We start from the raw sequence: 12,462 nt of genomic DNA on the forward strand, positions 1-12,462 counted from the left end.
CCGGTTCGGAACATCACGGCTTGGGACCTTTCCAGTCGATCGCACAGATTTCAGCGGACTTGCCGCCAAAGTCCCAGATGCGGCCATAGTCGCGCACTTTGGATTTTACACCGCGCGCCGCGATGATGTCAGGCCCCATCCAGTATTTGGAGTTGGTCACCATCACAGGATGATCCGGGTTACCGCCGTCGATCATCTCGATCTCGCCCTGAATCTTGCGCCCGATGTAAAGCCCGCGTTTTTTGCCATCGCGAACGATATCCACTTTTTCGCGTTCGGCACCGACGATGTCGCTGACCAGCATGTTGAACAGGCCGGTGGTGCCCCCGGCCGATCCGGAGAAGATTTGCAGGATGCCGTTGTAAGCTTTGCCGCTGGCGCGTTCATCCACATAGGCGGCCACTTTCCAGCCGCCCTCGCCCATGCGGCCCGGGATTTCCACCATCAGACCGACGTTCAGGCCAGACAGGCTCTCGCCTTCGTAATGGCCATCGTCGATTGCGATCGCCATCCACGCATAACAGTGCCCTTCCGTCGGCGGATGTGCGCCAAGGCTGACCACACAGGGACAAAACACAGTGCATGAACAGTTCAAAAACAACTCGCCCTTGATCGCCCAGTCTGTCGGGTGCATCTGCCGGCGTCCCGAACTGCTGGGCATCCGGCTGTCGATCCGCTGACTGATTGGCAACTTATCCGCGTCTTTACGTTTCTGAACGGCCATCGTTACATTCCTCCGATAAAGGGCCAGACCAACATGGCGAGGCCGGAGATGATCAGGATCACCCCCATAGGTTTGGTTACAGCATGCCCGATCTGGGGCAGTTTTTCGAGCACCATGAACAGTGTCGCCAGCCCCATCCAGGCCAGGTTCATCACGCCGCCCACAAATCCCAGCGCCATGAAGCCCCAGCAACAGCCCACGCAAAATGCGCCAAGGCCCAGTCCCATACGCACCCCTCCGGCAAAGCCGGTGCGCCAGTGGCCCAGAAAATAGATCATCGGGCTATGGCAAACGCCGTGGCACATTTCCTTGGTGCGGCTGAACTGAAACCCACCAACCGCCAACAGCAAAAGACCTGCGAAGACATTGGACTTGGGAATGCCCAGCATGTCGATCACACCGCCATAAAGCAGCGCCAGTTGCGCGCCCGTGATCAGCGCCGCAAAGGCGACCCAGACGATCAGGTAGCCGGAGATGACGCCGAGCCACCCGGCGCGGGTGCCGTCCGCTGATATCATCAGGTCTTCGTAGCTGCGCAATGTCGGCACCAGTGTCGGCAGCATCATCGCCGCCATCATGATCGCCCACATCCAGAACAGCGGCCCGAAATTCGCCATCGGCATATACATTGGCATGCGCGGGTCCATGGCGGCCATAGCTGCGCCCATCTCTCCCGGACGGCCGAGCAGATCCACATCCATATCCATCGCCATGGAATACATCACCCACCACGCCACGAGGATCAGGCCGAAAAAGCCCAGCCAAAGTGTGCTGCGAACAAGATGCGGCATGTACCCTCCCTGGCGATGCGGCGACTCAATGCTTGCCAGATTAAATGTCAGACATTAATATGTAAGACAAATGAAAATTGATCCAGACAGCACCGCCGACTTCTCAGCCCAGATTGCGCAGGCCATCCGGGATGCCATTGTAAGTGGCGATCTGATCGTGGATCAACGCCTGCCCTCCGAGGCGGAATTGGCTGATCAGTTCGCGGTGTCCCGGCCCACGGTGCGCGAGGCCCTCAAGCGTCTGGCGGCGCAATCGCTGATCCGCACCCAGCGTGGTGCCACGGGCGGCGCCTTTGTAAACCGCCTCCGGTTCGAAGAGGCCTATGACCAACAAGTCACCACATCGACCCTGCTGCTGAGCATGAATTCCGTAAGCTTCGATGTCGCGTGCGAAGCGCGCTATGCGCTCGAACGCGCGTGTGGCCCCCTCGCCGCACAGCGGCGCACGCCGGATCAGCTGGCCACCATGCGCGCCGAAATTCACCGCCAGTCCCAACCGGGCCTCACCGACGAGGCATTCTGCGCTTCGGACGTCACATTGCACCGGGCGCTGGTCGACGGGGCCGGCAACAAGGTGCTAAGCTACCAACTGGCCGGAGCCGTTGAGGCGATGCACCCCTTGATGAACATGATCACCTTCACCGCCCGCTCACGCGAACGCATCGTGGCGCTGCACACCGCGCTTGCAGATGCCCTTGAGGCACAAGATGCAGCGACGGTCGATCAAACACTGGTCGAACTGGAATCGTATACGAGAGAATTGGCGCACAGTGTCGTGACTGCCCGCGCCCACCAAAAAACAAAAAACGACCCGAACCGCAGAAAACGGACGGAACCCAAGGAGAGCAGATCCGCCTGATCCCTCACTTTCAGACATATATTTCGAGGGGCATGGCACCACTATTCATCACACGTCAGGGAGGACGCTATGAATTTGAGACCAGATCCAACATTTCACGCCACACCAAAGCTGGCGATGGAAGCCCCGGTAGAAAAGCTGGCGTTTACGCTGATGCTCAGCCCCGATGGCACAAAACCCGACGGACTTGCCGTAGTCGACGTGGACCCCACCAGCAAGACGTACAGCCAGATCGTGCATTCGCTTTTCGTGCCGAATCTGGGCGACGAGTTTCACCATTTCGGCTGGAATGCCTGTTCCTCCGCCCTGTCCCCGCTGACGGGTCACGCCTTTCTGGAACGGCGCTATCTGATCATCCCCGGCATCCGGTCCTCGCGCATCTACATCATCGATGTCAAAGAACCGCTGAAGGCGAAAATCCACAAGATCATCGAACCCGAGGAACTGTTCGCCAAGACCGGCTATTCGCGCCCGCATACCATCCACTGCGGCCCCGAAGGCATCTATGTCTCGACGCTTGGCGGCGGCGGCGAGGACGGCACTGACGGACCTCCCGGTATCTTCATCATGGATTGCGAGACCTTCGACATCCTTGGTCGCTATGAAATGGATCGTGGCATTCAGGACAAACACTATGACTTCTGGTGGAACCTGCCCCGCGATTACATGGTCAGCAGCGAATGGGGCCTGCCGCCACAGTTTGAAAACGGTGTCGTTGCCGAAGACTTGCTGAGCAACAAATACGGCCACACCATCCACTTCTGGGACCTGCGCGCGCGCAAGGTGGTCAAGTCGCTGGACCTTGGCGAAAACCACCAGATGGCGCTGGAAATCCGGCCTGCACATGACCCGGTCAAGGAATACGGGTTCTGCGGCGTGGTGGTCGACACCACCAACCTGCAAGGCGCGATCTTCACCTGGTGGAAGGACGAAAATGGCGAGTGGCAGGCCAAAAAGACGATCACGATCGATCCCGTCCCAGCCGATGCCGACGACCTGCCCGACCTGCTGAAAGGGTTCGGCGCCGTGCCACCACTGGTGACGGATATCGACCTGAGCATGGACGACAAGTACCTCTATGTCGCGTGCTGGGGTCTGGGGGAGATGCATCAATATGATGTGTCCGACCCGATGAACCCGGTTCTGGCGGGCAAGGTCGAGATCGGCGGTATCGTCAACAAGACCAAGCACCCCAACGGCAAGGCGTTCGGCTATGGCCCGCAAATGGTCGAGATCAGCCGCGATGGCAAGCGGGTCTACTGGACCAACTCGCTCTATTCCACTTGGGATGACCAGTTCTATCCTGGCGAACGGGGGGCCGCGATGGTCATGGCCAATGTGGGCGAAAACGGCGGCATCACGCTGGACGAGAATTTCTGGACGGAATTCCCCGAAGGCTACCGAAGCCACCAGATCCGGCTTGAGGGCGGCGACTGTTCGACGGACAGTTTCTGCTATCCGTCGGTCTAAGGCGTGGACCTCACGACAGCGGCGGGCCTCTGGCTCGCCGTCATTGTGTCCGGGCTCTATCACGGGCTGAACCCCGGCATGGGCTGGCCGCTGGCTGTGTCGTCGGCGCTGTTCGAGCGACGACGCTCGGCCCTGTGGCCGGCACTTGGTGCTTTGTCCGTCGGCCATTTCGTGGCGATGCTGGGCATTCTGCTCCCATTTTCGATGATGACGCTGTTGATCGACAACCAACGCGAAATACGGATCGGTGCCGGCCTCGTTGTTATTGCCATGGGCTTGTATCTGGCCATCACGCGGCGCCACCCCCGCTTTCTGGCGCGCATTCCGCCACACAAGCTGGGACTGTGGTCTTTTCTTGTGGCCTTGGCGCATGGCGCGGCCCTGATGCTGGTCCCGATCTATCTGGGACTATGTGCACTCGAAGAGCTTGACACCGGCCACCGCGCCGCAAGCGCGCTGATGACGACCACAGCGCTGGCGCTGGCCGTCGCGATTCTGCATACCGTCGCCATGATGGGGTCAGGTGGCGCAATGGCCTATGCGGTTCACCGTTGGCTGGGTCTCCAGTTCCTGAGCAAAGGCTGGTTCGATCTGGAGTTGCTGTGGGCCGTCAGTTTGATTGCCGTCGGTGGCATTGGGCTCTGGACGGCGATTTGAAGACATGAAGGCAGTTCGGTGTTGGCCGCACGACAGTGCGGACCGGGGCGGATGCCAAGTCGAACCCTCGTGCGCCTGTTTCGGACGGAAACCGCCCACCCTTGCCCGCACGTGATCCGCAAAACAGTCTTTGCCCACGCATGGAAGAATATTGTAATCTCACTCATAGAGACAGCCATCATGGCGTCACAGAAAGGTCGGGACGTGACAGTTAAAATTATTCTCATCGCCGGATTGCTTGCAATCGCCCAGGGTGCCGCCGCAGAAAACCTGTTTGGCCGGATCAAAGAGGGTGCATCCGATCTCGCAACCGGGACAAGCAATGTGGTCAAGGGCGTCGCCAAAAGTGTCGACGAGTCGATCGATTCGACCGAGGAGCTTCTGTCAAATGAAGAGACCCCGGAACTGACCCGTCAACGCCTGGATGACCATACAGCCGAAACACTCGCGCGGTTGTTCGACGAAGAGCCCGACGCGTTTGGACTGTTCGAGCGCAGCGTCGGATATGCCGTGTTTGACACGCGGCGTCTCGGCGTGATCGGCATTACGGGAGGGTTCGGCCGCGGAGTGGCCGTCTCCAGAGAAACGGGCGAGCGGACGTACATGCAGATGGGAACCGGCGGCGTCAACCTGAGTTTCGGCATTGGCGGGTTTGACCGACAGATCGTCATCCTGTTCGAGGATCCGTATAAATTCCATATGTTCAGTACCGGCGGTTACGACGCAACAGCGGACGCCGGTGCCATGATGGGCGATGACAAAGTTGAAGAAACCGTGCGGTTTATTGACGGCAGATCGATTTTTGTTCTGACGAAAAAAGGCTGGAAGGTCAGCGCGACGGCGACGGGCACAAAATACTGGGTGGATGACAAGCTGAACTTCTGAGCTGTCGCGCGTTCCGCGACACTCCCTGCCCGTTTGGCCAATACAGCTTGATCACTCATTCCTGAGGAATAAAAGACACCGCACCCAATCGGAGCACGGTGTCTTTGCCTGCCAGCGATCAGCTCAGATGCGTCTCGAAATGCGCCAACGTCCGCTGCCACGCCAGTTCCGCAGCTTCCGGGTCATAACGCGGCGTCGTATCGTTGTGGAACCCGTGCGGCGCACCCGCATAGAAATGCGTTTCATAGGTTTTGTCGTTGGCCTTCAAAGCAGCCTCGTATGCTGGCCATCCCGCATTGATGCGCTCGTCCAACTCTCCGTAATGGATCAGCAAGGGCGCCTGAATGGACGGCACATCCTCTGCCGCAGCCTGGCGGCCATAAAACGGAACCGATGCGGCCATCTCGGGATACGCCACGGCCAACGCATTGCACACCCCGCCACCATAGCAGAATCCGACCGCACCGACCTTGCCGGTAGATCCGTCGTGACTCATAAGGTATTCAAAACCGGCAAAGAAATCCTGCATCAGCTTGGTACTGTCCAACTGCTTTTGCATGGTGCGCCCGTCATCATCATTCCCCGGATATCCGCCCAATGGGCTCAACCCATCCGGACCAAGCGCCAAATATCCTGCCTTGGCCGTCCGGCGCACCACATCTTCGATGTAGGGGTTCAACCCCCGGTTCTCATGTACCACAAGAACGGCAGGCAATTTGCTGGTTGCACCTGCCGGTTTGGCCATCAATCCGCTTATTTCTCCATGGCCGTCAGGGCTCTGATAAGTGACGCGCATCGTTTCAATCGACGGATCATCCGGCGCGACCTGCTCGGCCAGCGCATAGTTCGGTTGCAGGCTTTCAAGCACCGCTGTCGCCGTCACACCGGCAGCCACATATTTTGCAGCGCCACGCAAAAAATCACGTTTGCTCATTTCGCCATGCACATAGCCGTCATACAGGGCCAGAATATGGGGATCAAAATCCTTGGCGGTCTTCCGTTTCATTCTCACTCTCCTGATTTTCTATCGGTGAACCTAGCATCGCTGCAGATCAAAACCACCAGAACATTGGACAAGATGGCATTGCGTGCTACCTCGGCGGCATGGTTGATCTTCTGAATATTCTGGCTTCACTGTTGACGATCGCGTTTGGCTTGTTTGGCCTTGTCGCACCGCGATACACCGCAGCGACCCTTGATCTGGCGCCCACGACCAGCACGATGGGACTGAGCGAAATGCGGGCGTCCGTCGGCGGTTTGTTCGTGGTCACAGGCATCGCAGCCATATGGATCAATGCCCCTTTGGCCTATGCGATGATCGGCTTCGCCTTTTCCGGTGCGGCGCTTGGCAGGCTTCTCTCGCTCATCTTCGACAAACCGCCTCTGCGCAAGGTCCTCGTGTTTGGCGGGGTCGAGATCGCGTTGGCAGCCTGGTTTTTGGCGGCCAATCTTTGAACGGCGACGAATTATCGATGTCACAGGCTAGAAAACCACAAAGCTTATTTTTTACAACGCGTTACAGATTATAGCTAAGCGATTTTGCCGTCTTCTCTGTTCAAAATAAATCCCCGCCGGAGGCTCCCACAGATTGCATCGCGCGCAGCATTGGCCTATATATCACTTGTCCTTCGGGACTATGGACATAAACGCGCTCGTAATAAGCGGATCGGACCCGGGGGCGGTACCCGGCGACTCCACCAAACATCCTTCATTTGAGGATTATGGGGTCGAAACAGGATCGACGGACGTCTAAAGGGGTTTGCTTTGTCTCGGCTGTCTGCCACCGTTACCGGCGAAACTTGTACAATTGCAAATGACAATCGTGCTCCGGCAATGGCAGTTGCAGCGTAAGCTGTAAATGTCGCCGAAACTTAAGTCCTTGCGCCTAGCAGTGTAAGGCGGGGTTCGCAGGCACCTGGCAACAGAAGCCTGCACTTTACTCCCGCACGTAAATTTTTCTCAGAACAGGCTGGCTCGCTGTCGATGACTGCGGAAGTCCGGATCTATACCTTCTGCGCCCCACAACGTCGCAACGCTGCAAGGCTGCTATGACGAGCTTCGGACGAAGGGTGATTTGCGCGCCATTCCGAAGTTTCTGGCCCCGGACGTGCGTACGCGTGGCATCATTGGCGATATGCCTTTTGCCGCCGAGGATATGGCGGATCTGATGACTATTATCCGCTAAAAACTGGGGTCGATCACGGTGACCCTGCACATCACGCTGGAACAGGATGCATGGTTCTCCGCTCTGGTTGAGGTCGGAAGTCACGCCTTTGGAAGTGGTAATTCGGTTCAAGTTTTCCCGCAGGTCATCGCGCGCTTTGACGACGACAGGATGGTTGAAATCTATAGTGGTGGGGACTCCCTCATGTTATTCGAGCAACCGGGGACTTTTGCCTGAAAACGCGATGGCCTTCATGCTCAGCGGAACGCGCCTGCGCTATGCGCTTGACCTGGGTTGCGGGCATCGCTAGCCCTATCCGGGGCCGACGCGACTGCCCGGACAGGCTTTCGAAATGCAGGAATATGGACTGCTCTTTACCCAAGTTCGCACCCTTTCTCAGGACCGAAGGATGCTGAAATGATCTGGGATTTTCAATTTTGCCCAATGGCTTGCTGCCCTTGATTGACACCGCTCCAGCACCTCGGACTGCCAGCCGGAAGCAGGCCCTATGAGCCCTGGTTGGCGCGAAATGACGCGGGTCTTCGGACGGATTGGTATTTTGTCCTTTGGCGGGCCCGCCGCGCAGATCGCCTTGATGCATGACGCCCTGGTGTCTCGTCACAAATGGCTGAGCGAGCAGGAATATCTGCGCGCACTCTCGCTCTGCATGCTGTTGCCCGGACCTGAGGCGATGCAACTGGCCACCTATGCGGGCTGGCGTTTGCGCGGTGTGCCGGGCGGGCTGTTGGCGGGCTTGCTCTTTGTGGTGCCGGGCGCGCTGATCATTTTCGCACTGGCCTCGGGATATGTGCATTATGGGTCTCTGCCGCTGGTGCAGGCGGCCTTTCTGGGGATCAAGGTAACTGTCATCGTCATCGTCCTGCAAGCCCTGCTGCGTCTCGGACAAAGGGCCCTGACCGGGTATGCGGCATGGATACTGGCCGGTCTGGCCTTTGCGGGGCTGTTCGTCTTTGGCCTGCCCTTTCCGCTGATCGTGATTGCAGCGGGGCTGTTTGGCTATCTGACGGCCACAGGCGAAGGCGCCCCTGCTCCGCCACCGACCAAGGCCAACACGCCGCGTACCGTGGCACTCTGGTCTGTCTTGTGGGCAGCGCCCTTGGTTTTGCTGTGGATCATGGGGCAAGACTTCCTGCTGCAAATGGGCCTGTTCTTTTCCAAACTGGCGGTCGTGACCTTTGGCGGAGCTTACGCAGTGCTGGCCTACATGACGCAGGAGGTCGTTCAGAATTATGGCTGGATCACCACGGGCCAGATGATCGATGCACTCGGGCTGGCGGAAACAACGCCCGGCCCTTTGATTCTGGTGACGCAGTTCGTCGCCTTGCTGGCTGGCGCTGCGCATGGTGGGTTCGGCATGGCGCTCCAGGCAGGTTTGCTCGCATTATGGGTCACGTTCACGCCATGCTTTTTGTGGATCTTTACCGCCGGACCGTATCTTGATCACATCGCCGCGCGGCCGCGGCTGTCGGCTGCCTTGCGCGCGATCACATCCGCTGTGGTTGGCGTAATCCTCAATCTGTCGGTCTGGTTCGCGTTGCATGTGCTGTTTACAGAGGTCGGCCAGGTTGGCGCGCTGGCCCTGCCCCGACCGGATTTTGGCACACTTGATTCATGGGCGCTTGCGCTGACCGGACTGGCTTTGTTGCTTATGCTGTGGCTTCGGCTTCATTTGTTGCCAACGCTGGCAATCATGGCGGCAACGGGTTGCACTTTGGCCTTGCTTGGTTTCAGTTAGGCATACCGATTTGCGAACCCCTCTTTCCTTGGCTGCAAAATAGGATAATGTGGGTACAACTTCTGCGAGGGCTACGATGAGCCGGAACATTGATTACGGCAACCTGATGCATGAGGCCATGCGTGGCCTTATTCGGAAAGTTTTGACCGACGTGTCGGAGAACGGACTGCCCGGCGCACACCACTTTTTTATCACCTTCGACACCAGCCATCCTGATGCGGAACTGGCCGATTGGCTGTCAGACCGTTATCCCGGAGAGATGACAGTCGTGATGCAGCACTGGTATGACAAGCTGGAAGTGACCGAAGACGGGTTTTCGGTAACGCTGAACTTTGGTGACGCACCAGAGCCACTTTATGTGCCTTATGACGCCATCAAGACCTTCGTGGATCCATCCGTGGAATTCGGCCTCAGGTTTGAAACGCAGGAGGATCACAGCGAAGATGAAGCGGATGATACCGCGTCAAAACCGGAAATGCTGCCCGCTACAGCGGCATCAAAGCCGCCCAAAACCGACAAGAAACCGAAGCAGGACAAGGCCGCCAAGCCCGCGGATGTCGTTTCACTGGATAGTTTTCGCAAGTAGATTCGCCGGACAATTGGCCCCCTTGCGCTGCGTGTCGACGCTAAGACCTTACTGTCTGGTCAGGAACGTCTCGACCGCGCGCTGAATTTCACCGTCACTGATCGCCTGGAACCGCAATTGCAGCCCGCCCTCGACCACGGTCCTGTCATATTGTTGCAGGCTGTAGCCGCCGTCTTCGCCCACGAAAAGCGAGTAGACGGTCAATGTGTCGCCATCCACACGTGACCAGACATAGGGCTCACCCTTCATCGGATTCAATTGAACTTCGTGGCCGAACACATTCTTGCGCATGGCGGCCGCGAATACGGCTTCGCGATCACTCGGCACGAAATCAATCTCATATGATTTCTCCTTGCGGGACCCATCCGGGCGCAGACTGATCGACGTCCATTTTACGCGAAACCCCTCTTTGGTCTCGGATATCACAACGCTCATGTCGCGCGGGGTTTTCGTGCCGTCCAACGATGTCACTTCGGCAGAGCCTGTATACGTGCCCACAAACTTCGCAAAATCCGCGCGAACGCCAGTCGCAAAAGCCATCAGCAGCGCCACAAGGCCCAAAACTCCCACAATGCGCGATGCAACCGGGGTGAGCATTCGAAACGGTGTCATGTAAAAAGCTCCACTGCCTGGGCAAAATGCCATGGGAATAATATAGGGCGAAGCTGCGCCCGTTGCACCAATGGAATGCATTTATTGCTCGGCTTCAAGCGCATAGGGCGCGTCACCACGCTTGTCTGCGCTCCGTCCGCCCGGTAAACGCAAACCATACCGCATTGCAATCAGGAGCCGCCTCATGGCTGACACCCGCACAGAAACCGACAGTTTTGGTCCCCTTGAGGTCCCTTCAGGCAAATACTGGGGCGCGCAAACGCAGCGCTCCATCCTGAATTTCCCCATCGGCTGGGAGAAACAGCCCATTGCCATCGTCCGCGCGCTTGGCGTGATCAAGAAAGCCTGCGCCATGCAGAACAAGGCGCAAGGTGGCTTGGACCCGCGTTTGGCAGACGCCATCATCGAAGCAGCAGGTGAAGTGATCGACGGGAAATTCGACGACAATTTTCCTCTGGTCGTCTGGCAGACCGGATCCGGGACGCAGTCCAACATGAACGCCAACGAGGTGATTGCAAACCGGGCAATCGAACTGCTCGGCGGCGTGATCGGGTCCAAGGATCCCGTGCACCCCAACGATCACTGCAACATGGGCCAGTCGTCAAATGACACATTTCCGACCGCGATGCATATCTCCACGGCGATGATGGCGCGCGACGTGTTGTTGCCGGGCCTGGAAAAGCTGCACGCGGCCCTGCAGGCGAAGGTCGAGGCCTTTGACGGCATCATCAAGATCGGGCGCACACATACGCAGGACGCAACGCCCCTGACCCTCAGCCAGGAGTTTTCGGGCTACACCCATCAGGTCGCCATGGGCATTCAGCGTGTGAAAGATGCGCTGGGTCGGATATATGAGCTGGCGCAAGGTGGCACCGCCGTTGGCACGGGGTTGAACACCAAACAAGGCTGGGCCGAGGCCGTTGCCGCGCATATGGCCGATATCACCAACTTGCCCTTCGTGACCGCCCCCAACAAATTCGAAGCGCTGGCCGCACATGATGCGATGGTCGAAATGTCCGGTGCGTTGAAAACCGTGGCGGCATCGCTGTTCAAGATCGCGAATGATATTCGCCTGCTCGGCTCCGGCCCGCGCTGCGGTTTGGGCGAGTTGGTCCTGCCTGAAAACGAGCCTGGTTCGTCGATCATGCCCGGCAAGGTGAACCCGACGCAATGCGAGGCGCTGACGCAGGTGTGCATCCACGTTATGGGCAATGATGCCGCCGTGGGGTTTGCCGGCTCGCAAGGTCATTTTGAACTGAACGTCTACAAGCCCATGATGGCGTATAATGTGCTGCAGTCGATGCAATTGCTCGGGGATGCCTCCTCGGCCTTTACCGACAACCTGGTCGACGGGCTGCAAGCGGACGAGATACGAATCGAGAAACTGATGCGCGAGTCGCTGATGCTGGTGACCGCACTGGCCCCGGAGATCGGCTATGACAATGCGACCAAGGTCGCCAAAACCGCGCATAAAAACGGCACGACCCTTCTGGAAGAAGCCATTGCATTGGGATTTGTCGATGAAGAGACGTTCAATCGCGTGGTCCGGCCCGAAAACATGATCGGACCAAAATGAGCACCCCCATCAACCTGAACAAAGTGCGCAAAGCCCGCGCCCGTGCCGAGAAATCGGTGCGGGGCGATGCCAATGCACTGACCTTCGGGTTGACCAAGGCACAGCGCGAAACCGTGAAAAAGGAGAATTCACGGCTTGCGCGCCTTCTGGACGAAAAAGTCCTTGGAAAGGATGCCAATGGCAAAAAGCCATAAACTGTGACGCGGCTGTATTGAGGGAAAGCCAAGTTATGACCCGAACGCCGGACCGTAGCCTCAAAGAGCGCAACAACGGATGCGCATTGCACGCGTTTAAAACCTATTGTGGTATGAACGCGTGGTACTTGGCATGTCGAATATCTACAGCTGAAAAGGCCAGGTCCCTCGATCCGGTGCGCCATGTT

Annotated in this window: 14 protein-coding genes and 1 other RNA gene; 11 read left to right on the forward strand and 4 right to left on the reverse strand. The window is 58.0% G+C overall.

Annotated elements, in window-relative coordinates:
• Nucleotides 1-13: 13 nt before the first annotated feature.
• Together LC354_RS06130 and LC354_RS06135 are read right to left on the reverse strand one after the other, a co-directional pair.
• On the reverse strand, nt 14-724 hold the full coding sequence (locus LC354_RS06130) for a DUF1326 domain-containing protein (RefSeq protein ID WP_223422056.1): 711 nt from the start codon (nt 722-724) through the stop codon (nt 14-16).
• A 2-nt stretch (nt 725-726) separates the two neighbouring features.
• Entirely contained in the window at nt 727-1,515 is a 789-nt protein-coding gene (locus LC354_RS06135) for a DUF2182 domain-containing protein (RefSeq protein WP_223422058.1), read from the reverse strand.
• Nucleotides 1,516-1,585: 70 nt separating this feature from the next.
• On the opposite strand from LC354_RS06135, the gene LC354_RS06140 reads away from it, so the two are divergent.
• The 4 genes from LC354_RS06140 (at nt 1,586) to LC354_RS06155 (ending at nt 5,386) form a co-directional block, all read left to right on the forward strand.
• The gene (locus LC354_RS06140) at nt 1,586-2,374 is read left to right on the forward strand and encodes a FadR/GntR family transcriptional regulator (RefSeq protein ID WP_223422060.1); all 789 of its coding nucleotides are present in this window, start codon (nt 1,586-1,588) and stop codon (nt 2,372-2,374) included.
• 69 nt (nt 2,375-2,443) lie between these two features.
• Complete coding sequence (locus LC354_RS06145; RefSeq protein ID WP_223422062.1) at nt 2,444-3,844, forward strand: selenium-binding family protein; 1,401 nt, start codon at nt 2,444-2,446, stop codon at nt 3,842-3,844.
• 3 nt (nt 3,845-3,847) lie between these two features.
• Complete coding sequence (locus LC354_RS06150; protein WP_223422064.1) at nt 3,848-4,501, forward strand: hypothetical protein; 654 nt, start codon at nt 3,848-3,850, stop codon at nt 4,499-4,501.
• Nucleotides 4,502-4,705: 204 nt separating this feature from the next.
• Entirely contained in the window at nt 4,706-5,386 is a 681-nt protein-coding gene (locus LC354_RS06155) for a lipid-binding SYLF domain-containing protein (protein ID WP_223422066.1), read from the forward strand.
• 118 nt (nt 5,387-5,504) lie between these two features.
• Here the strand turns inward: LC354_RS06155 and yghX are convergent, their stop codons facing one another.
• Nucleotides 5,505-6,392 (reverse strand): YghX family hydrolase, encoded by an 888-nt coding sequence (gene yghX, locus LC354_RS06160; protein ID WP_223422068.1) that lies wholly within the window; start codon nt 6,390-6,392, stop codon nt 5,505-5,507.
• A 98-nt stretch (nt 6,393-6,490) separates the two neighbouring features.
• Between yghX and LC354_RS06165 the strand changes: the two genes are divergently transcribed.
• The 5 genes from LC354_RS06165 (at nt 6,491) to LC354_RS06185 (ending at nt 9,892) form a co-directional block, all read left to right on the forward strand.
• The gene (locus LC354_RS06165) at nt 6,491-6,841 is read left to right on the forward strand and encodes a DUF4345 family protein (protein WP_223422070.1); all 351 of its coding nucleotides are present in this window, start codon (nt 6,491-6,493) and stop codon (nt 6,839-6,841) included.
• A 129-nt stretch (nt 6,842-6,970) separates the two neighbouring features.
• Nucleotides 6,971-7,322: a transfer-messenger RNA gene (gene ssrA / locus LC354_RS06170) on the forward strand.
• 267 nt (nt 7,323-7,589) lie between these two features.
• Nucleotides 7,590-7,787, forward strand: coding sequence for a hypothetical protein (locus tag LC354_RS06175; protein ID WP_223422071.1), 198 nt, complete (start codon nt 7,590-7,592; stop codon nt 7,785-7,787).
• A gap of 271 nt (nt 7,788-8,058) precedes the next feature.
• The gene (gene chrA, locus LC354_RS06180) at nt 8,059-9,306 is read left to right on the forward strand and encodes a chromate efflux transporter (RefSeq protein WP_223422073.1); all 1,248 of its coding nucleotides are present in this window, start codon (nt 8,059-8,061) and stop codon (nt 9,304-9,306) included.
• 76 nt (nt 9,307-9,382) lie between these two features.
• A complete protein-coding gene (locus LC354_RS06185) occupies nt 9,383-9,892 on the forward strand; it encodes an SspB family protein (RefSeq protein WP_223422075.1) in 510 nt (169 codons plus the stop codon).
• Nucleotides 9,893-9,940: 48 nt separating this feature from the next.
• Here the strand turns inward: LC354_RS06185 and LC354_RS06190 are convergent, their stop codons facing one another.
• Nucleotides 9,941-10,504, reverse strand: coding sequence for a hypothetical protein (locus LC354_RS06190; protein ID WP_223422077.1), 564 nt, complete (start codon nt 10,502-10,504; stop codon nt 9,941-9,943).
• 184 nt (nt 10,505-10,688) lie between these two features.
• On the opposite strand from LC354_RS06190, the gene fumC reads away from it, so the two are divergent.
• Both fumC and LC354_RS06200 read left to right on the forward strand, forming a co-directional pair.
• Entirely contained in the window at nt 10,689-12,080 is a 1,392-nt protein-coding gene (gene fumC / locus LC354_RS06195; RefSeq protein WP_223422078.1) for a class II fumarate hydratase, read from the forward strand.
• Nucleotides 12,077-12,274 carry a DUF4169 family protein gene (locus tag LC354_RS06200; protein WP_223422080.1) on the forward strand — a complete coding sequence of 66 codons (198 nt, stop codon included), beginning with the start codon at nt 12,077-12,079 and terminating at the stop codon, nt 12,272-12,274. Before fumC ends, LC354_RS06200 begins: the two co-directional genes overlap by 4 nt.
• The last annotated feature ends 188 nt before the right edge of the window (nt 12,275-12,462 follow it).

The organism is Tateyamaria pelophila, assembly GCF_019966495.1.
Classification (GTDB): Bacteria; Pseudomonadota; Alphaproteobacteria; order Rhodobacterales; family Rhodobacteraceae; genus Tateyamaria; species Tateyamaria pelophila.